The following is a 22,465-nucleotide window of genomic DNA, read 5'->3' as shown; positions in this document are numbered from 1 at the left end:
GCTTTAAGCTCAAGGAGATGGGAATATGACATATATCAGAAAAGCGGGATACTTCACTGCAGGCCTGATTTCGATGGCTGTGCTGACTTCGGGGACAGCGTGGAGCGAGGGTAAGTTTGACCTTAGCCCCGAACAGCCAAACCGCTTGCGGGTCGAGAAAAGCGATAATCGTATCGATGAGGTTAAGAACTTCAAATTCGTCAAAGATGGTGTTCTGACAATCGGTATCAGCACCAGCGGACACTTACCGCTGCATGATTATGCGTCTGACTCCAAGACCGTTATTGGCTACGATGTCGATCTGGCTCAGATCGTTGCAGACAGTCTTGGACGGGATTTGGAACTGGTTTCTGTTGCCTGGGCTGATTGGCCGCTCGGTCTTGCTTCCGGCAAATTCGACGCTGTGATTTCCAACGTTACAGTGACGGAAGAGCGCAAAGAGAAGTTTGACTTTTCTACTTACCGCAAGGATGAGCTTGGCTTTTACGTCAAGTCAGACAGCGCAATTGGCGAGTTGAAGCAGCCAAAAGACATTGAAGGTCTCAAGATCATTACTGATGCTGGCACCAATCAGGAAAAGGTGTTGCTTGAGTGGGATCGTCAGAATGTTGCAGCTGGTCTGAAACCGATTGAGGTACAGTATTACGACGATGATGCCGTAAAAGATCTCGCGATCCAGAGCGGCCGCGCTGATGCAGTGTTCAGCGTGAATGCGACACAGGCCTATTCGGCTGGTATCAACGGGAAGACCAAGCTTGTTGGCACCGTCAGTGGTGGCTGGCCGATTACCGCTGAAATTGCAGTGACAACGCGCAAAGGCAGCGGGCTTGCGCAGCCGCTGACCAATGTCCTCAACGATCTGATTGCAAGCGGTGCCTATACCAAGGTTCTCGAAACATGGAACCTTGGACCAGAAGCCATCACCGAGGCACATACAAACCCGCAGGGTCTGCCAAAAAGCGGATCGTAAGGGTTTGGGCTGGCGCATGAGGGGTGCTTGCGCCAGCCCACAAGTTTTCAAACAGATGGAGAATGGTTTATGAGAGCAAGTGCTCTGTTGTTCGCTACATGGGCGGCGTTCGCGGCTTCGTCTCTGCCAGCATTCGCGGCAGACGATTTTGATTTGTCGCCTGAACAGTCAGGGCGCATTCACGTCCAGAAAGATGCCGTAGCAATTGCCGCCATCCCCGCCGATTTCAAGTTCGTAACGCCGGGCAAGTTGACTGTGGCGGTTGCACCCGGAGGACCACCACTTGCAGCCTATGCAACAGATGCCAAAACGGTCGTTGGGGCTGATCTGGATTATGCATCGGCCATTGCTGAGAGCCTCGGCCTTGAACTGGAAAGCGTGCCGGTTGCGTGGATTGACTGGCCGCTGGGTCTTGCATCTGGCAAGTATGACGCGGTGATCTCAAATGTTGGCGTTACAGAGGAACGCAAAGAGAAGTTCGATTTTTCGACCTATCGGCAGGGTCTACATGGCCTGTTTGTGAAAACTGACAGTGCCGTTACGTCCATTAAAGAACCCAAAGATGCTGCCGGTTTGCGCATTATAGTGGGAGCTGGAACCAATCAGGAGCGTATCCTCGTCAAGTGGAGTGAGGAAAACGAAAAGGCCGGGCTAAAGCCGCTTGAACTGCAATATTATGATGATGAGGCCGCGAGCCTTTTGGCTGTGCAGTCGGGACGTGCCGATGTGATTGTGCAGCCTCATGCACAGCTTGTGTTCATTGCCTCGCGTGACGGAAATATCAAACGTGTGGGTACGCTGAGCGCAGGTTGGCCAGATCGGTCCGACGTGGCGATCACTACACGTAAAGGCAGCGGTCTGGCTGATCCGCTGACTGTGGCCACCAACACTCTGATTAAGGGCGGAGACTACGCCCGTATCCTTGATCGCTGGCATCTGAGTGAAGAAGCCCTAGAGCGATCTGAAACCAATCCGCCCGGATTACCAAAGTTTAAATAACCTTCCCAATGCAGCATTTATCGAAGGACACAACGTGCCAAAAACGATTGATTACTTCTTTTCCATCGGATCGCCATGGTCTTACTTGGGGCTTGATACGCTTGAGGAACTGGCAGAACGGCATGTGGTCGAAATAAAGCCTTATCTTGCAACTGTGATTGAAGAGAACGGTGGCATCTTCTCGCGCAACCGGCCGGAAGCCCGGCGCGCTTATGGCACGCAAGATCTTAAGCGTTGGGCCAGATTTCGTGGCAAGCCACTTTTGATTGATGATAGGCCCGCTCTGAGCGATCCGACCCCTGCATCCTTCAGTGTAATCGCGGCCTATCTGGATGGTCAGAACTGGCTGCAACTCACCCGCGTCCTGCAAAACGCCTTCTGGTCCGAAGCGAAAGACATTGGCAATCCAGAAGTCCGCAGGGCGGTCGCGGATGAAGCGGGTTTCGATGGCGCATATCTCATCGGGCGCGAAAATGATCACGATGTTCAGGCCAAGTGGAAAGCTGATCGTGAGCGTGCTGTCGATAAGGGTGTGTTTGGTTTCCCAACCTATATCTACGACACTGAGACCTACTGGGGGCAGGATAATCTCGGCTTTCTAGCAAGCCATCTTCGGGGAGAAACTTTTTAAATTCAATTGGCTGCATTAGAAACTTCAGATAATGTAGCCAGTTGTTATTTCGGATTTTAGCGAAGCGCGTAGCCGCCATCCGGATAGAGCGTTGAGCCTGTTACAAAGCGGTTTTCCATAAGATAAAGCACTGTATCGGCTATCTCCTGCTCAGTTCCCGGACGCCCGACGAGTGACGCTCCGCGGTAATGCTCAAAGGCCATCTCACGTATTTCCTGCGGGCGATTTTGCCATAAATGGCCATCAATTGTGCCCGGTGAAATCGTATTCACACGGATGGGGGCGAGATCAATTGCCAGTCCACGGCCAAGTCCTTCAATCGCACTGTTACAGGCGGCATAGATCGCTCCACCCTTGATCGGTCTCGCACCGGCAGCACCAGCCATCAATGTGATGGACCCCGCTTTATCGAGATAAGGTAATGCCTGCTTTACGGCCCAATACTGCCCCCAGAATTTGGAGCGAAAGGGGCTTTCGATTGCCTGCTCATCGTTGCTGTCGATACCAGCGATTGTATAGGTCGCGGCAGAAATAAACAGATGATCGAATTTACTCGCTGTTTTGAAAAAGGCTGCAAGCAATTCATGGTCAGATGTATCGACCTCTAAAGCTTTTGCGCGTTCGCCAAGTTTTGCCGCTGCCGCTTGTAATTTCTGGGCGTCGCGTGCGCCAATAATGACATTGGCACCCTTCGCTATGGCAGTTTGAGCAACCGAAAAGCCGATGCCTGTGCTTCCACCAATCACAACGATAGTCTTATCTTTCAACGCATCTGACATTTTTTTGCCCTTTGCAGACTGGATTTCTGTGTGAGGCAATTTATCATGGATAAAATTTCGCATTTCTGGCATTTTATATAGTCATATAAGACACATAGTATCGAATAATGATCTCAAACGAACGATTTAATGGTATCAGAGCTTTCGTTCAGGCGGAGCAGTCGGGTAGTTTTGCTGCTGCATCTTTAGTGCTTGGGTTGTCGCAATCTGCAGTTAGCAAGGCTGTTGCACGACTTGAAGAGCGTCTCGGTGTCCGGTTGTTTCAACGTACCACCCGCAGCTTAAGCCTAACGGACGAGGGACGTGTCTATCTTGAAAGCTGCCGCCGTGCGCTTGAAGAACTCGCCAATGCAGAGACGGTACTTTCTTCGCGTCAGGAAGTGCCTACAGGTCGGGTCAGGATTAATCTGCCGGACCTGTTCGGGCGCAAACGCATTGCACCAATTCTGATGCAATTGGCTAGAGAGCATCAAAACATTCATTTTGAGGTGTCGTTTGAGAACCGCATTGTAAACCTTATCGAAGAAGGGTTTGATTTCGCGGTTCGTATTGGCCATTTGCCGGATAGCACAGATCTATTTTCAAAATGCATCGGCCAGCAAGATGTCATTATTTGCGCAGCGCCTAGCTATATCGCTTTGTATGGCGAACCACTGAAGCTGGAACAACTACTTGAGCATAGCTGTATCACGCAGTTTCGGGGTAGGCAGAGTGACGCATGGCTTACATTGAACGCTGAAGGAGAGGCTGTTCGATGCGAGATGCGCGCAAAGCACAGTTTTGCAGCCTACGATATGATTGTAGATGCGGCAGCGGCCGGTCTTGGCCTCGCACAGGTACCGCATTGGCTCGTTGAAGATCAGCTCTCATCTGGTGCGCTGGTTCAGGTCTTATCAGCTGTTAAAATGCCGGTGCTTCCCATCCATATCCTGTGGCCCGGCGGACGTGTTCTCGCTTCGCGCGTGCGGGTAACAATTGACGCTATAGCAGAGGATTTGAGATGGATCGCACCGCGCTGAATTTGATAAGCGCGGCGCAAGTGATGTCATTGGCTGGGAAGACTGTTTCCTGCCGGGGCGCTAAGCTCGAAGAGATGCGCTCCATTCTCACCGCTGATTTCTCGATAGCCAATGATGCGAAACCATTTGACGACGTCAGGTCGATCAAGCCAGCTTCTTGAATGGATGGGGCGGTCGCCAGAAAGAGCCTGAATTTGTCTTATGTGCTTGCGACAGAACCTGACTGACCGTGCATTGAAAAAGTCTTCTTTGGCTGCAAAAAGTGTGTCTGTAGCCTCGTCAGCTTCCTGCCATGCAATAATGGCGACGACTTTGTCGCCTTCAATCAACGCATGCGCACGGCCCTCACTGAGATTCATTGTGAAATTATCATGGGCAGCTTTTACGTCTTTTCCGGCAGAGCTATATTCAGTCGCCATACGCTCTGAAAGGTCGTGAAAAACGCTCTCAAGATCACCGACACTCGCTGTGCGTGCTTTCATTTTTCTGACCTCCCTTTGTTGTTTTCCTCAAGGCCCAGAAGCGAAACCATTTTGCCTCCGAGGCTGATCGGAACCACATCTTCAACGTCAAAACGCCGATGTCGGTTCCACTCAGAAATTATGCCATGTCGCGTTTGTCGATAAAACCCAATAAAGATGACGCTATATGTTGGGGTGAAGTTTATCATCTCTATGTGACAGATGATGAGCATGATGATGCATGAATCACGGAAATATGAAGCGTAAATTCCTTGAGTAGCGCAGGCTGCGCAACCATATTTCTTAGCTCAATGAACCTGTAGTCGTAAAATCATTGATCTGATCAGCACTCATCAAGACGATCCCACATTTCGCAATAGCCTCAGGAACAATCAATTGACAAAGTCACTTCATCTTACGGCGTTTATGCGCCCTGTAAGTCTCCATACTGGCGCTTGGCGATATCCGGGCGCCTATGCCGACGCGAATTTCAATTTTCAGCATCTGAAAGCCTTTGCGCAAAAGCTAGAAGCGGCCAAGTTCGACGCATTTTTCATGGCAGACCACCTTGCAGTCCTGAACATGCCTGTCGAGGCACTGAAGCGCAGTCACACCGTTACGTCGTTTGAGCCATTTACGTTGCTTTCGGCTTTGGCTGCGGTGACTGATAAAATTGGTCTGGCCGCGACCGCCTCCACAACATTTGAAGAGCCGTACCATATTGCTCGCCGCTTTGCGTCGCTCGATCATATCAGTCAAGGGCGTGCTGCATGGAATATCGTGACGACGTCAAACCCAGATTCAGCTTTGAATTTTGGCAAGGATGAGCACGCTGAACATGGAGAACGTTATAAGCGTGCGCGTGAGTTCTATGATGTTGTAACTGGCCTGTGGGATAGCTTTGCGGATGATGCCTTCATTCGCGATCAGGAAAGCGGTATCTTCTTCGATCCATCTAAAATGCATGTTTTAGACCATCATGGCGATGATTTTAACGTGCGTGGACCACTCAATATCGCGCGCCCCGTACAAGGATGGCCAGTTATTGTTCAGGCAGGCCAATCAGAGCCGGGTCGCAAGCTGGCGGCAGAAACTGCGGAAGTGGTATTTTGTGCGCCGCGCGACATTGGTGAATCGAAAAAGCTTTATGCTGATTTGAAGTCGCGCTTGGCTACTGCCGGTCGCGCGCCAACGTCGCTGAAGATATTGCCTGCAGCCTTCATCGTCCTTGGTGATAGCATTGAGGAAGCCAAGCAGAAGCGTGCGAAGCTCGATAGTCTTGTTCACTATGATAGCGGTATTGCATCTCTATCTATAGCTCTTGGCCATGATGTATCAGGCTTCGATCCCGACGCCTATCTGCCTCAAATTCCCGAAACCAATGCAAGCAAGTCTGGCAGGGCGCAAGTGCTTAAATTGGCTGAAGAGGAAAAGCTGACTGTCCGTCAGCTCGCTCAGCGTTATGGCGGCTATTCAGGCCTTGCTTTCGTCGGAACCGTCGAAAGCGTTGCCGATGAAATGCAGAAATGGCTGGAAGAGGATGCGAGCGACGGCTTCACGGTTGTATTCCCGTTTCTGCCGGAAGGCCTTGATGATGTAGCGGATAAATTGGTGCCGGAATTACAACGTCGTGGCATTTTCCGCACCGATTACGAGGGCGCCACGCTGCGTGAACACCTGGGTCTCCCACGCCCTTCAAACCGCTTTTTTAATGGCAGCTAAGGTGTCTGAACTCTGAACCGATGTCGCGGGATGGATCGGTATTTTCAAACCGAGATTGTCCCGCAATGTCGGACCATCATAATCGCTGCGGGCAAGCCCGCGGCGACGAAGCTCCGGCAGCACCAGCTCGGCAAAGTCTTCCAGACCTGCCGGAAAGATAGGCGGCATCACATTGAAGCCATCCGCGCCATAGGTTTCAAAACGCTCTTCGAGTGCGTCAGCCACGTCCGTCGCCGTGCCGATGATTTGCAGATGACCACGCGCACCTGCAACCCGTAGATAAAGTTCGCGAATGGTCAGATTTTCGCGCCGCGCCAATTCAAACAGAAGCTCTTGTCTGCTTTTGCTGCCTTGAGTTTCCGGCAACTCCGGCACGGGACCGTCGAGATCGAACTGAGAAAGGTCGGGGCCAGACCAGCCCGAAGACAGAATATTGAGCCCCACAGACGGGTGAATAAGGTTCTGGAGCTGATCGAACTTATCCTGGGCCTCTTGCCTCGTGCGGCCAACAACCGGAAAAATGCCTGGCATGATTTTTATATCGTCGGCATCACGGCCATAGTGCGCTGCACGCTGTTTGACATCTTTGTAGAAAGCGGAAGCTTCCTCAACCGTCTGCTGTGCTGTGAAAACAACATCTGCACTTTTTGCTGCCAGTTCCTTTCCAGCTGCCGATGAACCGGCCTGCACCGTTACCGGATGTCCTTGCGGCGAACGCGGCACATTTAACGGTCCCTGAACGGAAAAGTGCTTACCCTTATGATCAAGCACATGCCGCTTGTTAGGGTCGAAGAACCGTGCCTGCTCCTTGTCATAAAGAAAGGCATCATCTTCCCAGCTATTCCATAGCCCCGTGACGACATCGGCAAATTCTTCCGCCCGTTCATAACGGTCGGCATGTTCATAATGACGGTCGAGATTGAAATTGCGCGCCTCAAAGTCGCTGGCCGAAGTGACAAGGTTATAGCCTGCGCGACCACCGCTTAAATGGTCAAGTGAGGCAAATTTTCGTGCGATGTGAAAAGGCTCATTGAAGCTCGATGAGGCTGTTGCAACAAGACCGATATGGCTGGTGACAGCCGAGAGCGAGGACAAAAGCGTGAGTGGCTCAAACTGTGCTACGTAGCTATGCGCTGTGCGGCTCAGAATTTCGAGATTGTCGCCGCGAGTTCCTGCACCATCAGCAAGAAACAGCAGATCGAATTTGGCTGCTTCTGCCAGCGAGGCAACGTTGCGGTAATAGTCGAAATTGATGCCAGCATTTGCAACAGCATCCGGGTGCCGCCATGCCGCAATATGGTGGCCGACCGGATAGACGAACAAGCCAAAACGCAGAAAACCCTCACGCTTTGCCATTTCAGGCGCTCCGGGCTTGAGATGGTGTTGCAACGGATAAGGCTGGCAGTTCCAGATTGGCTCGGAAGTCAGAACCGATATAATCCGTATCAATCAACGACCGGCGTCGAAGCTCCGGGATCAGACCATTGAGAAGCAAATCTTCCTGATCGGGATTACCAATGCCGTGCAGCGTGAGAACATCGACAGCACCCGTATTGAAGCGTTCTTCAATCGCATCAACGAGTTGCTCCGGCGTGCCAGCCACCGACCAGTGACCGGTTTCCTGTGCCTCAATAATCAACTGACGCAGCGTCAGGCCTTCACGCGCATAGCGGCGGAAGACTTCAACACGGCCCCGGCGCCGGTTAATGCTGGTTACTTCCGGCAAAAGGTTTTCCGGTAGAGACTTGTCGAGCGGCAGATCGCTCAGATCAATATGACCGCCGAGCATATCTGCAAGTTTGACACGCCCCTGATCATAATCGATAGCCTCATGCTTATCCTTCACACGGCGTGCAACATCGGCTTCCGATGAGCCAATGAGCGAATGAAGCGAGTTCATGATGAATGGCAGATTGTTGCCGCGGCCAAACTGTGCTGCTCTGCGGCGCAGCTCGGTGGCAAAGGCCACAGCGTCTTCAAGCTTTGGCTGCGATGTATAAACAACCTCCGCATAGCGTGCGCCAACTGTGACACCGGCATCCGATTGACCTGCCTGAAACTGAACCGGACGACCCTGCGGCAGAGGTGGCACATTCAGTGGCCCTTCGACGCTGAAATGCTTGCCATGATAGTTGATGGGGTGAAATTTTTCTGGGTGGACAGAGATATTACCCGACGCTTTGCGCGTGATCGCATCACGTTCATTTGCATCATAGAGCGCGTTGACGATCTCGATGAATTCCGCAGCCCGTTCATAGCGCTCTTCCGGACTTGGTAGATCGCCGCCGAAATTCTCTTCGCCGACCGAAGAGGTCACGGCATTCCAGCCCGTTCGGCCACCGCTCAAATGATCCAGCGTTCCGATCTGGCGTGCGAGATTGTAAGGATGCAGAAATGTTGTTGAGACGGTCGCAATAAGCCCGATATGCGATGTGGCATGTGCCAGCGCTGCAAGCGCGATAACCGGGTCTTGTGTGCCGGTGGTGCCTGCAAGACCCGCCGGATCAAGTTGCAGAAGGTCGGCAGTAAAAAGACCGGTGATTTTCTCGGCTTCAGCCTTCTTTGCCAGCTCTATTGCGCGTTTGAAACCAAATGTCTTGTCCTGGTCATTGTCCGCGGAAACAACGTTGCTGGCACCGAACAGGGTTTTCAAGCGGCGGGTACGTGTTTTGGTCATGGTAATGTCCTTGTAAATTAAGCGGCGCTTATCGTTGGAACCGCATCCAGCAGGGCGCGTGTGTAATTGTGCTGTGGTTGAGAAAAGACGCGTTCAACAGCGCCACTTTCAACGATGCGACCGTCCTTCATCACCAGAACGCGGTCTGTCAGATGGTGGACAACGCCAAGATCGTGCGAAATGAACAGAAGCGATGTGCCGGAGGCAGCTTGAAGTTCCGCAAGAAGGTCGAGCACTTGAGCCTGTACCGATACATCAAGCGCGCTTACAGGCTCGTCGGCGACCAGCAGTTTCGGACGCGGTGCAAAGGCACGCGCGATGGCGACACGCTGGCGCTGTCCGCCCGACAATTCGCGGGGATAGCGCTTGAGAAACGGTGCGCCCAGACGCACGGCATCCAGCACTTCCACCACGCGCTTGCGGCGTTCATCGCCATAGATATGAACGGAATCAAGGCTTTCACCGACGATCTTTTCAACCGTGTAACGCGGATCGAACGAACTGAGGGCATCCTGTGCAATCAGTTGCATATGCGCACGTTGTTCGCGGCGTTGCTCCTCGCGCAGATTGCTCCAGAGCCTACCATCAATATGCACGCTACCCTGATCGGGTTCCGTGAGTCCCAGAACGATCTTCGCGACGGTGGTTTTGCCAGAGCCGGATTCCCCAACAATGCCGAGCGCTTCGCCAGCTTTCAGCGAGAATGAGACATCATTGACGGCCAAAGGCGTGTTGGCTTTGCCATAATGTTTGAAAAGCCCTTTGGCTTCGAGAACATTGGTGCTCTCATCGATGCGCTTTGCTGGCAGAGCCACCCTGACTTGAGCTTGGTGCGGCTGTGCTGGCGATAGCCGGTAGCCGCGCGACCCGGCCGACGGTACGGCTTCAAGCAAATGTCGCGTATAGGCTTCCTTCGGCGCATTGAGGATCTGGTTAGTCGGGCCTTCCTCAACGATGCGGCCATTGTGCATGACCAGAACGCGATCGGCCAACCGTGAGACAACAGCAAGGTCATGGCTAATCAGCAGAAGTGTGTGTCCCGCCCGACGACGCTCTGCAAAAAGATCAAGTATCTGCTTCTGAACCGTCGCATCCAGCGCTGTTGTCGGTTCGTCCGCAATCAGCAGTGACGGCGAACGCGCAACCGCTGTTGCAATCAGTGCGCGTTGCCGCAAGCCGCCGGAAAGCTGATGTGGATATTGCAACAATCTGCGATCAGGGTCGGGAATGCCGACCGAGCGCAGCAATTCCTTGCTGCGATCCGTGACATCCGGCTTTCGGAAGAAGCCCTTGACGCCGAAGGCATCGGAAAGCTGTTGCGAGATACGACGCAGCGGATCAAGCGAGACCAGCGCGTCCTGAAGTACAAAGCCGATCTTGTTGCCGCGAAGACCGCGCCATTGCTTGTCGCGATAATCAAGGACACTCAGACCATCAATCTCGAAAAGGTCAGCCTTGACGATTGCGCTTGGGCCTGAAAGTCCGATCAGTGCTCGTGCCGTCACTGACTTGCCCGAACCGGACTCTCCAACAAGCGCTACCGTCTCACCGGGTTGAATGGTCAAATTGATGCCTTCGACGACTTTGACCAATTGGTCATCGCGTTGAAAGCTGATGGATAGATTGCGCATTTCAACAAGGGGCGTTGTCATGACTGCCTCCGGCCTTCAAAGGCAAGCTGCCAACGGCGTCCGAGAATGCTGATGGAGATAACGGTGAGTGTGATGGCCAGACCGGGCCAGACGCCAATCCACCATGCGACACGCAGATAATTGCGCGCTTCTGAGAGCATCGCGCCCCATTCGGGAGCTGGCGGCTGCGGTCCCATGCCAAGAAAGCTCAAGCCCGCAGCACTGATGATTGCTGTACCAAGCCCGATTGTTGCAAGGATTGGTACCTGCGCAATGGCGTGGGGCAATACGTGCCGCAACACGAGGATGTGACGCTTCAGCCCAAATGTTTTCGCCTGCTCGACATAACCGCTTTGCGCAATAACAAAGGTCTGCGCGCGCACGACGCGAGCGAAACGCGGAATGATTGCGACACCCAGCGCGAAGATCAGATTGACGGTGCCCGGTCCTGTGAACGAGATGAAAACAAGAGCCAGCAGCAGATCGGGAAACGAAGACACCACATCGAGAAAGCGGGAAATTGCTTCATCAATCAGGCCGCGCGATAGTCCAGCCAACAGCCCCAAAATCGAGCCAGCGATAGCACCGATAGCCACAGCGCTAAAGCCGATCAGAACAGAATAACGTGCGCCATGAACAACGCGTGAAAACACGTCGCGGCCCAGGTGATCGGTGCCAAACCAATGCTCTGCCGACGGCGGCAATTGTGCCTGTAGCGGATCTGCTAGCAATGGATCCGCTGTTGTAAGTAAACCCGGCCAGAGCGTTGCAACGGCAATGAGCGTTAGAAAGAGTGATGGTAGTGCCAGTGACGGGCGCGAAAGCACCAATCGGGCCAGATCACGTAAGCTTGTGCCAGCCTGTTTTGCCGTCGAGTGCGTTTCAAGTGCGGGGGTGACACTCATGATTTATCTCCGGCCTTCGGTTCTCAGGCGCGGATCAATGAGCAGATAGAGCACATCAACGATGGTGCTCATCACCACATAGATAAAGGCCGAGAAAATAGCGACAGCAAGCACCACCGGCAGGTCGTGATAAAGCACTGCATCAACGGTGATGCGCCCAAGACCGGGACGTCCGAAAACGGCTTCGGTGATGACTGCGCCTGAAAGAAGTCCACCAATCAGCCAGCCGGTGAGTGTCACGGCTGGTAGCGATGCATGGCGCAAACCATGTCGAAGCCGCAACACGAGATCGCTGGTTCCCCAACTACGAACGGTGAGCGCGAAGGGTTCTTCCAGTGCGCGTTCCAGACCTTCGCGTAGGACCTGTCCAATGACCGCACCCAAGGACAGACCGAGAGCCAAGGCAGGTAAAACGAGTGCTGCGAAATTCCTGTCCCCCGACACCGGAAACAGCTTGAGTGTGAAAGAGAAGATAAAAAGCAGAACGATGCCAAGCCAGAAGGATGGCGTTGAAATCAGCACAAGTTCTGTGCCGGCCGCGATTGAACGCGGCAGCTTTTTACCAGCAGTCAGGACCGCGCTACTCACCGCAAAGACGATTGCCACAAAAAGCGAGGCCCCTGCGAGCTTTAGCGTCGGCCACATCTGCGAATAAAGCAGCTCAGAAACATCTGTTTGCAGATAATAAGAGCGGCCAAAATCGCCATGCAGAATGCGTCCGAGATAGGACAGGTATTGTACGAATATCGGTTCACCTAGACCCCATTCTGCACGAATGGCGGCCTCTACTTCAGGCGTGCGTAACTGCTCGCCAATCAATATGCTGACGATATCGCCCGGCGCGAGGTGGACGCTGATGAAGCTCAGGGTGATCGCCGCCCAAAGCACCAGTAGACCTGAGCTTATGCGCAGGGTGATTTGTCCCGTAAGACTGTTACGCGGAACTCCGAAACGCCGGGGCAACCAGCTTGCGGGTGCGCGACCGATGGTCGTGGTATTTTCAGCATCCATGATCTGTAGCTCCTTTGTGTCGCAGTCCGCGAAAAAGCGTGCTTATTCGCTGCGCCAGATATTGTGCGCGCTTTCTGGAAGTTGCTTGAATGGGCGGAAGCTGATGCCTTTGACGTAGCTTGCTGCCGCAACCTGATCTTCTGGCTCGTAAAGCGGCAGGGCATAGGCCTGATCCAAAATGGCGAAGTTTTGCAGCTTGCTGTAAAGCTCAAACCGCTTGGCCTGATCGAGCGTCGAAGCGGCTTCGTTTAGCAATTGCGCCAACTCAGGCGCGGATGCGCGGCTGTAATTGATGTAACCGCCCTTATCGAGTGGCAGGTAATGCAGCTCGATATCGATAGCGTCGGTTGGCGTGTTGGAATTGGCAATCGAGCCAAATTCGCCGGTCTTGCGGCGATCTGTGTAGGTTCCGGCATCCACATAAACGATCTTGAGATCAATGCCCGCACTCTGGCGCGCCTGCGCCTGCAAAGCCTGCAAGAGAACGTCGCGCTGATCGCGCACGGTTGCCTGTGCCTGAATAACTTCGATGGTCAGCGGCTTGCCATCCTTGGTGCGGAAGCCTTCCGCATTGCGTTCCGTCCAGCCAGCTTCATCAAGAAGCTTATTGGCAAGCTCTGGATTTGCACCGTATTTTCCTTCGATGCTTTTATCGTAGAACTGTGGATCAATAGGCGAAGTGATGCCCCATGCGCGGGTGCGTTCCCCGCGATAGACAGACTTGAGAACGGCATCGACATCAATCGCGGCAACCAGCGCTTTGCGAACATTCAGCTCCTGCGTTGGCCCCCATTCGACATTGAGGAAAAGCGAATAAGGTGTGCCGGTATTCAAGGCCGTCTGATAGGTGAAGTCAGGATTGTCCTTGAACAAGGCCGCATCATTGCCGGAAACACCTTCAATGACATCAACCTGACCAGACGTAAGGGCGCCGGTTCTGACCGAGGACTCGCCCAGGAAACGGTAGGTCACTTCATCCAGATAGGCTGGCCCCTGATGAGCAGCATTTGCTGGTGCCCAGTTGTAATCCGGGTTTTTTGCGAAGTTGAGTTCCTGTCCTTTGGCATAGCGCTTCAAAATGAAAGGACCGGTTCCTGCAATCTGAGGTCCGCCGGATTTGATTTCTTCAGATTTGAATGCAGCAGGCGAGAGAATTTCCAGGCTGGCAATATAATCGAGAAATGGCGCGTAAATGCCTTTGAGCGTGAAACTGACGGTGTTTTCGTCAAGCGCTGTCGCTTCTGCAATGCGCGACACTGGCCCAGTGCTTGTGCTGCCGGAATAGGCCGGGTCTTTGAGCGCTGTAATGTTGGCTACGACGGCTTCCGCATTGAATTTTTCGCCGTCCGTAAACTTCACATCATCGCGTAGCGTGAATGTGTAGGTTTTACCGTCGTCCGAAATCTTATGATCTTTCGCAAGCCAGGACACATAACCGCCGTCAGCGGTGCGTGCGAGCAGCGATTCATAAGCATTGCGCAGCAGAAGTTTGGTTTTGTCCTGACCATTGAGTTGCGGATTGAGCGTTGCAGGCTGGGTTTCAACGCCCCAGACCAGCTTGCCACCTTCAACGGGTTTGGCATCTTCCGCGAATGCGATTTTTGGCAATGCGACCGCTGCGAAAACTGCGGTTCCGAGTGTCAGGAAATATCGGCGATTAAGCATGTATCGGTCTCTCGTCAAAAGGATGAAATTAATCTTGAAGCCAGATGTCGTAGGCGTTTTCCGGAAGCCGCTTGAAAGCGCGGAAACCAATGCCTTGAACGCGGAATGATGCGACGATTTGATCGGCAGGTACGTAGAGCGGCAGGCCATAAGCCTGATCGAGTAATGCAAAACGTTGCAGTTCTGCGTAAGTCTCAAAGCGCTTTTTGGGATCGAGCGTGGAAGCGCCATCGTCCAGCCATTGGGAGACTTTGGGGTCTTCTGTTCGGCTATAGTTGATCGAGCCGCCCTTATCGCGTGGCAGATAATGGAAATAGATGGTGACGCCATTTTCTTGCGTCGTGGTCGAGTTTGGGATGATGCCGTATTCGCCGTCTTTTTGACGGCTGGAATAGGTGCCCGCATCGACATATTGTAGCGCAATATCGATGCCCGCATTCTGTCGGGCCTGTGCCTGTACCGCCTGTAACAGAATATCCCGCTGGTCGCGCACGGTGGATTGTGACTGCACAACCTCGATTGTCAGACGTTTGCCGTCTTTGGTGCGGAAGCCGTCGGCATCGCGTTCCGTCCAACCCGCGTCATCAAGCAGCTTATTGGCAAGTTCTGGATTAAACCCGTAAGTGCCTTCAATCGACTTGTCGTAAAAGTCAGTGTCAGCGGGCGTAAGAATGCCCCAGGCACGTTCGCGCTCACCGCGATAAACCGACTGAATAATGCGTTCGACATCGACGGCAGCCAGCACTGCTTTACGGACATTGACGTCGGACGTCGGCTCGCGGGTGATGTTGAGATAAAGTGTGTAGGGTGTTCCGGTGTTAAGTGCAGCTTGATAGGTAAACTCCGGATTATCCTTGAAAAGCTGTGCGTCATTACCCGAAATACCTTCTGCAGCATCAATCTGCCCGGAAGTGAGTGCGCCGATACGCACTGAGGATTCAGGCAGGAAACGATATGTCACATCATCAAGATAGGCCGGTCCTTGATGCGCGGCATTTTCGGGCGCCCAATTATAATCCGGGTTTTTAACGAAACGGATTTCCTGACCCTTGATATAACGGTCGATAACAAATGGCCCGGTTCCTGCTACTTCTGTTCCACCAGCCTTCAGCTGTGTAGACTCAAATGCTTTGGGCGAGATCAGTTCAATGCCGGCCGCACCATCCAGAAAAGGTGCGTAAACGCGGTCGAGTTTTATAACGACAGTCAGTGGATCAACAGCCGTGACTTCGCTGACACGCGCGACATGCCCTGCACTGATGCTTCCCGAATAAGTGGGTTCTTTGAGTTTGCTAAAGTTGAGCGCAACAGCCGCCGCATCGAATTTTTCACCATCCGAAAACTTCACACCGTCGCGTAGTTTAAACGTGTAGGTTTTGCCGTCTTCAGAAACTTCATAGCTCTTGGCGAGCCACGGCACATAACCACCCTCCGGTGTGCGGGCCAAAAGGGATTCATAGCTGTTGCGCAAGATGAGCTTGGCTTTGGCCTGACCGTTCAAATGCGGATTGAGCGTGCTTGGCTCTGTCTCCACACCCCATGTGAGAGAGCCGCCACTGACTGGCTTGGCTTCTGTTTGAGCGTAAGTTGTTGTTAAGCCTGCAGCGATGGTGAAAGCAATAGCGCTGGCACCTGTAAGAAAAATTCGTCTTGTTACCACGTTGATCATCCAGTGTCGGGAGATTGGGAAAACTTATGCCGCGATTGCCGGGCGATTGTTGGCGAGCAGCTCAATGGTTTTGAGACGATGGCTGCCCTCTGAAACTGGACAGTCGATAACGAACTCAGCGATGCCAAAATCATGATGCAGGCGTTGAAGTTCGGCGTGAACATGGCGGGCCGTGCCGCGAATGACATGCGGCATGCGCTCTTCGATTGTGTATTCCGTGGCGCCTGCCTGTCTTACATATTCCAGCGCCTGTTCGTGATTGCCCACGTTGACTGGCTGCAGGCCTTCGACCGCGACACGGAAGCGGCGAATATCACCAGCCAGTTTTTCCGCCTCGGCATCGCTCTCAGCAACAATAACACTAACCGCTAAAATAGCAGGGCGGTTCGTAATTGTCCGATAGGCTTCAACCGCTTCTTTGATGGCTGCCGGGTCGCCCTGAATATGTCCAGCATAGACGAAGTTCCAATCGAGCTGCGCAGCAAGTTCAGCACTTTCGACGCTCGCACCCAGTAGGAAACGTTCAGGTTTTTGCGGCGGAACCGGATAGGCGGCGAGGTGATTTTCGTCGTCAGCAGTTTTGATGGAATGGTTTAAGTACTGGTCAAGTTCTTTCAGTTGTTCTTCAAAGGGTGGCTTGCGTTCAGGATCATAAGCCCCTTGCAAAGCACGCGTTGAAAGTGGCAGGCCACCCGGCGCTTTGCCAACCCCAAGATCAACGCGTCCAGGGGTAAGAGAGGCAAGGAGATTGAAATTTTCAGCGACCTTGTAAGCACTATAGTGCTGCAACATCACTCCACCCGAGCCGATACGAATATGTTTCGTATGTGCCAACAAAAAGCTGATCAGCACTTCCGGCGAAGAACTGGCGAGTGCTGGCGAATTATGATGCTCGGCGACCCAGAAACGACGAAAACCTGCGGCTTCCGCTTTCTGTGCAAGCTTTATCGTGCGGCTCAGAGCCGTTCGGGCATCTTCGCCATCATGAATAGGGCTTTTGTCAAGAAAGCTAAGCGCATAAGGCATGTTGTCCCCATCAGTAAAATCAATGAAGATATAGCCTATGTTTTTTGTAGAGTTTTAATCTAGCAATGTTCTTCTAATATTTGTTGTTTGATTAAACGTTCATGCCGTGCAAATCATAAAACAAAGATGCACCGTATAGAAAATATGCTTTTCCATGTTTTGGTTTTGCTGTCTGAAAACCGCTTATGAAAAAGTATTTGTTTCTATAGAGGTCTCTTATGGTAGATATTATTACCCAATCCTCACTTCTGGACCCAGCTGCACAGCCACTTATTGATGGCTTGGTTCAAGAGTATGACAGCCGCTACGCGAACTTAGATCGTCCCGGTGGTGCGCGCACGGAAATCCTTCGCTACCCCACGGAAGCATTCGCGCCGCCGCTTGGTGGTTTTTTGCTGTTGCAGCGCGATGGAGAGACTATCGCTGGCGGTGCGTTTATGAGCCACGATGATGATACAGTGGAGCTCAAACGCATCTGGACTGCATCGCATTTGCGCAGACAGGGACTGGCGCGCCGCATCGTGGTCGCTCTCGAGGAAGCTGCTGGAGAATTGGGTTACACGCGGGCCTATCTTTCGACAGGCTTCCGCCAGCCGGAGGCGACTGCCCTCTATATCGCGCTCGGCTATCGACCGCTGTTTGATACGTCAGTCGATGTCCAGCACTATCGCTCACTCCCTTTTGAAAAGCATATTGGACCCAAGTTGGGGCATCCAATTGCTACTCCAATTTATCCGGCCGCAGCTTCGTTTGAAGAGGCAACACAACGTGTGCAGGAACGCAAAGCGGTGCAGGAAGCAAAAATCCTGGCGCGTCTTCAAAGCTATCGCGAAACAGCTGCTTAAAGGGGGCAGAATATGCCATTTTCCAATATTGAACATTTTGCTTTTCTCATTCCCGGCAGTCACCGAGAGGACAATCCGGCGCAGGGCATTGAAGATACGTTGCAACTTTTCGAGCATGGAGAGCGACTAGGCTATGACAGTGGCTGGGTGCGCCAGCGCCATCTGGAGCGTGGCATTTCTTCTGCATCGACCTTCCTTGCAGCTGCATCGCAGCGAACAAAACGCATTGGCCTTGGCACCGCTGTTATCCAGCTTGGCTATGAAAATCCGTTTCGGCTGGCCGAAGACTTGGCAACGGTTGATCTGCTTTCACATGGCAGATTGAATGTTGGTGTCTCGGTTGGTGCGCCGCCTTTTGCGCATCTGATTGAGGACTTTGTTGATACGGTTCCAATTGCTGATTACAGCCATGCGCGGGCTGAGAAACTGGCGCAGGCACTTCGTTCGGAGCCACTTTCGGGCAAGACCGAAGCGGGCAATGCTGCTGGCGCACAAATTCCACGTTTAAGGCCGTTCGCCGAGGGATTAACAGACCGCTTGTGGTATGGCGGTGGTTCGCAAATCTCCGCCAAATGGGCCGGGCAGGCTGGTTTCAACCTGTTGACCGGCAACATCGTCAGCGGTGAAAAAACGGATGATTTTCTGACCGCGCAGAAAGCGTTGATTGAGCGATTCCGGCAAGAATGGGTGCATGAACGTGCGCCGCGTGTTGCTCTGGGTCGTGTGATCTTGCCAACCGATAGCGCCAGTCCGGATGCCCGCCGTCGCTATGCCGAATTTGTTGCTGAGCGCGATAAAAGGACTGGTTTTGCTCATGGTCCGCGTCGCACGCTGTTCTTGCCGGATATCGTCGGTACGACTGATGAAATTCTCGAAACGCTTTCCCGGGATCCTGTTCTGCCGTTGGTATCGGAGTTTCGGCTTGAGCTGCCTTACGAGTTCTTTGCTGAGGATTATGCGCAAATTTTGAGCGATTTCGCAAAGATCATCCCAGCCTCCGGCGCTTCTCGTCCAGAACTCAGCGCCCTTCGTGCTGGCTAGCCATCCCATAAATTCTTAGACGATCGGAACAAAGACATGACGCAATCCAAAGGTCTGCTCTTCGGTGTGGGTATCGATGTGGCTACCGCTTCGCAGAACAGTGACAAGCCATCGCGAAAGTTCTGGACCGAGCTGACAAAGCCGTTTGATCATGAGTTCGCATTTCTGACGCTCGAAGATGGTTTTGCCAACAAGAATGGCGACGGGCTGGATGCTATATTGCTGGCAAACTGGCTGGCACCACGTTTGGTCAATATCGGAATTATCGCCGGTGCGGCGGTCAATTTTCTGGAGCCATTTCACGTCTCAACTGCCATTGCAACGCTTGATTATGTCAGCGAGGGGCGGGCAGGAGTTGTGGTTCAAAATCTTGCAGAAAACCGAAATATCGAGGCGAGCGAAGCTCTGGGCGTTTTGAACGGCTATCCTGCGTTTGACCAACAGGCTCTTGATCGCGATGCGCAGGATGCAATCGAAGTCATCCGCGGGTTGTGGGATAGCTGGGAGGATGATGCGGTCATTCGCGATAAGAAAACGCAGCGTTTTCTCGACGCTTCTAAGCTTCACTATATCAAGTTTGAAAGCGACAATTTCCGGGTTCTTGGGCCGTCGATTACACCGCGCCCACCGCAGGGACAGCCTGTCGTTGCGACCACAATCACCAACCATAATGACATTGCCAAAGCACGCAGCGCTGACGTCGTTTTCGTTCCCGTGGATGAACCACTTTTCAAAGCGATAGGCGGAACTACGCCCGTAATCGTCGGAGATATCAAGCTTTCAGAAGTGCCAAATGTAGAGCGAGTGATTGAAAATATTCTCCGAAGCGAAGCGCTGGGCGCGAAGGGGATAAGGTTGGTTTTGTCCGATCCGAAATCACAAAGCGATTTTGTTCTGAAGGAGCTGCTGCCAGCACTGCGTGAGCAAAAGCTTATTCGCGATTTGGAAGGCTCCACGCTGCGTGCGCGCTTTGGTCTGCCTGAAGCAATCAATCGTTATGAAACAGCCGCTTGAGCGAAGGAGAAGCCACAATGACAAAGCTTAAGCAGGTTATTCTTGGAGCGCAGTTTCCCGGCGTCAACAATTTCACGGTTTGGAGCGACCCGGCGGCAGGGAGCCAGATCGAGTTTTCATCATTCAGGCATTTTGCCGAAACGATTGAACGCGGAAAATTTGATTTTATCTTTCTTGCAGAAGGTCTGAGGGTACGCGAGCAGAAAGGCAAACTGCATGAACTCGATGTAGCAGGCCGTCCGAATACGCTGGCCATTCTTACCGCATTGTCTTCTATCACCGAACACGTCGGGCTAATCGGCACACTCACAACCACATTTAACGAGCCTTATGCACTCGCTCGTCAGCTCGCGACATTTGATATTCTCTCAGGTGGTCGCGCGGGCTGGAATGTGGTGACTTCGCCCGGCGCATTTACTGGCGCGAATTTCAGGCGGGGTGATCATCTGCCGTTTAAGGAGCGCTATGAGCGTGCGCGCGAGTTTCTGGATGCCGCGCAAAAAATCTGGGGCGGTGGTGAGTTTGCTTTCAAGGGTAAGCACTTCGATATTAAGGGGCATTCTGATTTAGCACCTCTGCCGCAAGGTGCGCCTGTAATTGCACAGGCTGGGGACTCGCAGGAAGGGCGGGAGCTGGCTGCGAGTCATGCCGATGTTATTTATTCGCGGCATGGCACACTTGAAGCCGGTCAACAGTTCTATCGCGATGTGAAGCAGCGCCTTGCGCATTACGGACGTAGCCCGGATTCACTCAAAATCTTACCGGGCGCAAATTTTGTTCTGGGTGACACGCTAGAGGATGCTCAGCACAAGCTGCGTCAGATACGACTCCAGCAAGTTAGTCCGAAATCGGCGATTACGTTTTTGGAACAGGTTTGGAACCGTGATCTTTCCAGCTATGACCCGGACGGTCCTCTGCCGGAACTGGAACCGGATGTTGCACATGAGCAATTGGCTTTGGGGCGCGCCAACCGTTATGATGACCGCATTGATACGGCGCGGGCATGGCGTGAGCTTGCCGACCGAGATAAGCTCAGTATACGTGATTTGATTATCAAGGTAACAGCGCGACAGGAATTTGTGGGTACGCCGCAAACAATTGCGGATGAAATCAACGCATACGTGCAAGCCGATGCCGCTGATGGGTTCGTTTTTGCACCCCATCTCACGCCGGGCGGCTTTGATGAGTTTGTCGAAAAGGTAATCCCTATTTTGCAGGATAAGGGCGTGTACCGCGAAGAATATTCGACAAGCACGCTAAAAGGCAATCTGGGTCTAAGTTTTTAACATTTGATCTTGGGAACGTATTGCTAAGTGCATCATATCTATGATCACGGTATCTGATATGCTTTTAGTATCAAAAGAAGCCTAGCCTTCCGCAGTTGTCTTAAGTTTAAGACAACTGCACAGGTTCGCATCGAGATTACGGGCGACGACTGTCGAATCCGACTGGGGTATTTGTGACAGATGTCCGTTGCTTAATCTTGGCTCTACTAACACCGTATCAGTTGTCGATTTTGCTAAGGTTATAGTCCTGTTTGTTTATGACTTCTCGACAGGCGGAGCCGCTCAAATCTTGCATGCCCAGTTCAAAAGTGTAGCCAAGGTGTAAATTAATAAATCAAAGAATTATAAATCAACGTAAGAGAAAGACGTAGGTACGTTTTGATGGAGCAACTATTTCAAAATATCTGAAAGGCGCTTTTGGTCTCTTTCGACGCGTTTAAGATTAAGGCCTGCAAGAAGGTCGAGAATATGCGTTTTCATTAACTCCGCAGCATCGACTGGCTTATGCTGCTCAATTGCGTTTACCAGAGCGTGGTGTGCATGGCTTTCACAGGTGGTTTCGCGACGACGCCAATAAAGCGCAATGATCAATGATGAGCGAGGCAGGAGGTCAGCAACAAAGCCTGCCAAAATGGAGTGGTTGGCAATGCCAGCAAGTTCGAGATGGAAACGAGCGGACAAACGAATGGCATCGCTGTCGCGTCCTGCATGAAGTGCTTCATGCTCTTTATCGAGATGTTCGCGAAGTTTTCTTACATCCTCTGCAGTCGCAACTTTAGCAGCGAGTGCAGCGACCTCCGGCTCTATCAGCATCCGTGCTTCAAAGACTTCTCGTGCTTCTTCTTGTGAGGGCTCGGCGACAAATGCGCCTCGGTTCGGCTCAAGCCGCACGAGACGATCATGGGCAAGCGCCTGTAATGCAGAACGCACAACTGCGCGACTGACCGAATAGATTGTAGCCAGTTCATCTTCCGGTAATTTGGTTCCAGGCAACAATTGATGGCTCACGACCGCATCTCGCAGCCCCTCATAAACAGGATGCCAGCGCGTTGACCCGGTATTACCGCTCGTTTCATTGTTGTCTGTGGTTTGGGTGTCCAGTAAGTTCATTTTA

Annotated in this window: 20 protein-coding genes; 9 read left to right on the top strand and 11 right to left on the bottom strand. The window is 52.6% G+C overall.

The annotated features are described in order from the left end of the window. Nucleotides 1-25: 25 nt before the first annotated feature. The 3 genes from ACOZHT_RS06755 (at nt 26) to ACOZHT_RS06745 (ending at nt 2,600) form a co-directional block, all read left to right on the top strand. The gene (locus tag ACOZHT_RS06755; protein WP_339509548.1) at nt 26-970 is read left to right on the top strand and encodes an ABC transporter substrate-binding protein; all 945 of its coding nucleotides are present in this window, start codon (nt 26-28) and stop codon (nt 968-970) included. Between the two features lie 69 nt (nt 971-1,039). Further along, nucleotides 1,040-1,969 carry an ABC transporter substrate-binding protein gene (locus ACOZHT_RS06750; protein WP_421565451.1) on the top strand — a complete coding sequence of 310 codons (930 nt, stop codon included), beginning with the start codon at nt 1,040-1,042 and terminating at the stop codon, nt 1,967-1,969. Nucleotides 1,970-2,003: 34 nt separating this feature from the next. Next, entirely contained in the window at nt 2,004-2,600 is a 597-nt protein-coding gene (locus ACOZHT_RS06745) for a 2-hydroxychromene-2-carboxylate isomerase (RefSeq protein ID WP_310011795.1), read from the top strand. Nucleotides 2,601-2,656: 56 nt separating this feature from the next. Here ACOZHT_RS06745 and ACOZHT_RS06740 read toward each other — a convergent pair whose 3' ends face one another. Continuing rightward, the gene (locus ACOZHT_RS06740; protein ID WP_421565450.1) at nt 2,657-3,379 is read right to left on the bottom strand and encodes an SDR family oxidoreductase; all 723 of its coding nucleotides are present in this window, start codon (nt 3,377-3,379) and stop codon (nt 2,657-2,659) included. A 107-nt stretch (nt 3,380-3,486) separates the two neighbouring features. Here ACOZHT_RS06740 and ACOZHT_RS06735 point away from each other — a divergent pair, with 107 nt between their 5' ends. Continuing rightward, nucleotides 3,487-4,398 carry a LysR substrate-binding domain-containing protein gene (locus ACOZHT_RS06735; RefSeq protein ID WP_421565449.1) on the top strand — a complete coding sequence of 304 codons (912 nt, stop codon included), beginning with the start codon at nt 3,487-3,489 and terminating at the stop codon, nt 4,396-4,398. A 26-nt stretch (nt 4,399-4,424) separates the two neighbouring features. Here the strand turns inward: ACOZHT_RS06735 and ACOZHT_RS06730 are convergent, their stop codons facing one another. After that, a complete protein-coding gene (locus ACOZHT_RS06730; protein ID WP_339509543.1) occupies nt 4,425-4,880 on the bottom strand; it encodes a hypothetical protein in 456 nt (151 codons plus the stop codon). A 375-nt stretch (nt 4,881-5,255) separates the two neighbouring features. Here ACOZHT_RS06730 and ACOZHT_RS06725 point away from each other — a divergent pair, with 375 nt between their 5' ends. After that, complete coding sequence (locus ACOZHT_RS06725; protein ID WP_339509542.1) at nt 5,256-6,581, top strand: LLM class flavin-dependent oxidoreductase; 1,326 nt, start codon at nt 5,256-5,258, stop codon at nt 6,579-6,581. Here ACOZHT_RS06725 and ACOZHT_RS06720 read toward each other — a convergent pair. Genes ACOZHT_RS06720 through ACOZHT_RS06685 form a run of 8 tightly spaced genes read right to left on the bottom strand, consistent with a single transcriptional unit; the run spans nt 6,555 to nt 17,165 of the window. Further along, nucleotides 6,555-7,937: an LLM class flavin-dependent oxidoreductase gene (locus ACOZHT_RS06720; RefSeq protein ID WP_339509541.1), complete on the bottom strand. Its 1,383-nt coding sequence runs from the start codon at nt 7,935-7,937 to the stop codon at nt 6,555-6,557. The genes ACOZHT_RS06725 and ACOZHT_RS06720 overlap by 27 nt on opposite strands. 1 nt (nt 7,938) lies before the next feature. Continuing rightward, nucleotides 7,939-9,258, bottom strand: a complete 1,320-nt coding sequence (locus ACOZHT_RS06715; protein ID WP_421565448.1) for an NtaA/DmoA family FMN-dependent monooxygenase — start codon at nt 9,256-9,258, stop codon at nt 7,939-7,941. A gap of 17 nt (nt 9,259-9,275) precedes the next feature. After that, the gene (locus ACOZHT_RS06710; RefSeq protein ID WP_421565447.1) at nt 9,276-10,910 is read right to left on the bottom strand and encodes a dipeptide ABC transporter ATP-binding protein; all 1,635 of its coding nucleotides are present in this window, start codon (nt 10,908-10,910) and stop codon (nt 9,276-9,278) included. Beyond that, the gene (locus ACOZHT_RS06705; protein WP_421565446.1) at nt 10,907-11,794 is read right to left on the bottom strand and encodes an ABC transporter permease; all 888 of its coding nucleotides are present in this window, start codon (nt 11,792-11,794) and stop codon (nt 10,907-10,909) included. Before ACOZHT_RS06705 ends, ACOZHT_RS06710 begins: the two co-directional genes overlap by 4 nt. A gap of 3 nt (nt 11,795-11,797) precedes the next feature. Next, entirely contained in the window at nt 11,798-12,805 is a 1,008-nt protein-coding gene (locus tag ACOZHT_RS06700) for an ABC transporter permease (RefSeq protein WP_421565445.1), read from the bottom strand. A gap of 42 nt (nt 12,806-12,847) precedes the next feature. After that, nucleotides 12,848-14,470, bottom strand: coding sequence for an ABC transporter substrate-binding protein (locus ACOZHT_RS06695; protein ID WP_421565444.1), 1,623 nt, complete (start codon nt 14,468-14,470; stop codon nt 12,848-12,850). 28 nt (nt 14,471-14,498) lie between these two features. After that, nucleotides 14,499-16,130: an ABC transporter substrate-binding protein gene (locus tag ACOZHT_RS06690; RefSeq protein ID WP_421565443.1), complete on the bottom strand. Its 1,632-nt coding sequence runs from the start codon at nt 16,128-16,130 to the stop codon at nt 14,499-14,501. Nucleotides 16,131-16,163: 33 nt separating this feature from the next. Next, on the bottom strand, nt 16,164-17,165 hold the full coding sequence (locus ACOZHT_RS06685) for an LLM class flavin-dependent oxidoreductase (protein ID WP_421565442.1): 1,002 nt from the start codon (nt 17,163-17,165) through the stop codon (nt 16,164-16,166). A 218-nt stretch (nt 17,166-17,383) separates the two neighbouring features. Here ACOZHT_RS06685 and ACOZHT_RS06680 point away from each other — a divergent pair, with 218 nt between their 5' ends. From ACOZHT_RS06680 to ACOZHT_RS06665, 4 genes are read left to right on the top strand one after another with little or no spacing between them, the layout of a single operon-like run. Continuing rightward, complete coding sequence (locus ACOZHT_RS06680) at nt 17,384-18,010, top strand: GNAT family N-acetyltransferase (protein WP_421565441.1); 627 nt, start codon at nt 17,384-17,386, stop codon at nt 18,008-18,010. Between the two features lie 12 nt (nt 18,011-18,022). Further along, nucleotides 18,023-19,051, top strand: coding sequence for an LLM class flavin-dependent oxidoreductase (locus ACOZHT_RS06675; protein WP_421565440.1), 1,029 nt, complete (start codon nt 18,023-18,025; stop codon nt 19,049-19,051). A 36-nt stretch (nt 19,052-19,087) separates the two neighbouring features. Next, nucleotides 19,088-20,065, top strand: coding sequence for an LLM class flavin-dependent oxidoreductase (locus tag ACOZHT_RS06670; RefSeq protein WP_421565439.1), 978 nt, complete (start codon nt 19,088-19,090; stop codon nt 20,063-20,065). 17 nt (nt 20,066-20,082) lie between these two features. Further along, nucleotides 20,083-21,351: an NtaA/DmoA family FMN-dependent monooxygenase gene (locus tag ACOZHT_RS06665; RefSeq protein ID WP_421565438.1), complete on the top strand. Its 1,269-nt coding sequence runs from the start codon at nt 20,083-20,085 to the stop codon at nt 21,349-21,351. Nucleotides 21,352-21,741: 390 nt separating this feature from the next. Here ACOZHT_RS06665 and ACOZHT_RS06660 read toward each other — a convergent pair whose 3' ends face one another. Then, nucleotides 21,742-22,461 (bottom strand): GntR family transcriptional regulator, encoded by a 720-nt coding sequence (locus tag ACOZHT_RS06660; RefSeq protein WP_421565437.1) that lies wholly within the window; start codon nt 22,459-22,461, stop codon nt 21,742-21,744. Nucleotides 22,462-22,465 lie beyond the last annotated feature (4 nt).

Origin of the sequence: Ochrobactrum sp. EDr1-4, from assembly GCF_049199085.1 — a bacterium.
Taxonomy (GTDB): Bacteria; Pseudomonadota; Alphaproteobacteria; order Rhizobiales; family Rhizobiaceae; genus Brucella.
This window is presented reverse-complemented; position numbering and strand designations above follow the sequence as displayed.

Excerpts from the sequence above, each read along its gene's own strand:
- ACOZHT_RS06675 (WP_421565440.1), top strand. The coding sequence starts at position 18,023 with ATGCCATTTTCCAATATTGAACATTTTGCTTTTCTCATTCCCGGCAGT.
- ACOZHT_RS06670 (WP_421565439.1), top strand. The coding sequence starts at position 19,088 with ATGACGCAATCCAAAGGTCTGCTCTTCGGTGTGGGTATCGATGTGGCT.
- ACOZHT_RS06730 (WP_339509543.1), bottom strand. The coding sequence starts at position 4,880 with ATGAAAGCACGCACAGCGAGTGTCGGTGATCTTGAGAGCGTTTTTCAC.
- ACOZHT_RS06720 (WP_339509541.1), bottom strand. The coding sequence starts at position 7,937 with ATGGCAAAGCGTGAGGGTTTTCTGCGTTTTGGCTTGTTCGTCTATCCG.
- ACOZHT_RS06660 (WP_421565437.1), bottom strand. The coding sequence starts at position 22,461 with ATGAACTTACTGGACACCCAAACCACAGACAACAATGAAACGAGCGGT.
- ACOZHT_RS06710 (WP_421565447.1), bottom strand. The coding sequence starts at position 10,910 with ATGACAACGCCCCTTGTTGAAATGCGCAATCTATCCATCAGCTTTCAA.
- ACOZHT_RS06755 (WP_339509548.1), top strand. The coding sequence starts at position 26 with ATGACATATATCAGAAAAGCGGGATACTTCACTGCAGGCCTGATTTCG.
- ACOZHT_RS06665 (WP_421565438.1), top strand. The coding sequence starts at position 20,083 with ATGACAAAGCTTAAGCAGGTTATTCTTGGAGCGCAGTTTCCCGGCGTC.
- ACOZHT_RS06685 (WP_421565442.1), bottom strand. The coding sequence starts at position 17,165 with ATGCCTTATGCGCTTAGCTTTCTTGACAAAAGCCCTATTCATGATGGC.
- ACOZHT_RS06700 (WP_421565445.1), bottom strand. The coding sequence starts at position 12,805 with ATGGATGCTGAAAATACCACGACCATCGGTCGCGCACCCGCAAGCTGG.
- ACOZHT_RS06750 (WP_421565451.1), top strand. The coding sequence starts at position 1,040 with ATGAGAGCAAGTGCTCTGTTGTTCGCTACATGGGCGGCGTTCGCGGCT.
- ACOZHT_RS06735 (WP_421565449.1), top strand. The coding sequence starts at position 3,487 with ATGATCTCAAACGAACGATTTAATGGTATCAGAGCTTTCGTTCAGGCG.
- ACOZHT_RS06740 (WP_421565450.1), bottom strand. The coding sequence starts at position 3,379 with ATGTCAGATGCGTTGAAAGATAAGACTATCGTTGTGATTGGTGGAAGC.
- ACOZHT_RS06680 (WP_421565441.1), top strand. The coding sequence starts at position 17,384 with ATGGTAGATATTATTACCCAATCCTCACTTCTGGACCCAGCTGCACAG.
- ACOZHT_RS06695 (WP_421565444.1), bottom strand. The coding sequence starts at position 14,470 with ATGCTTAATCGCCGATATTTCCTGACACTCGGAACCGCAGTTTTCGCA.
- ACOZHT_RS06705 (WP_421565446.1), bottom strand. The coding sequence starts at position 11,794 with ATGAGTGTCACCCCCGCACTTGAAACGCACTCGACGGCAAAACAGGCT.
- ACOZHT_RS06715 (WP_421565448.1), bottom strand. The coding sequence starts at position 9,258 with ATGACCAAAACACGTACCCGCCGCTTGAAAACCCTGTTCGGTGCCAGC.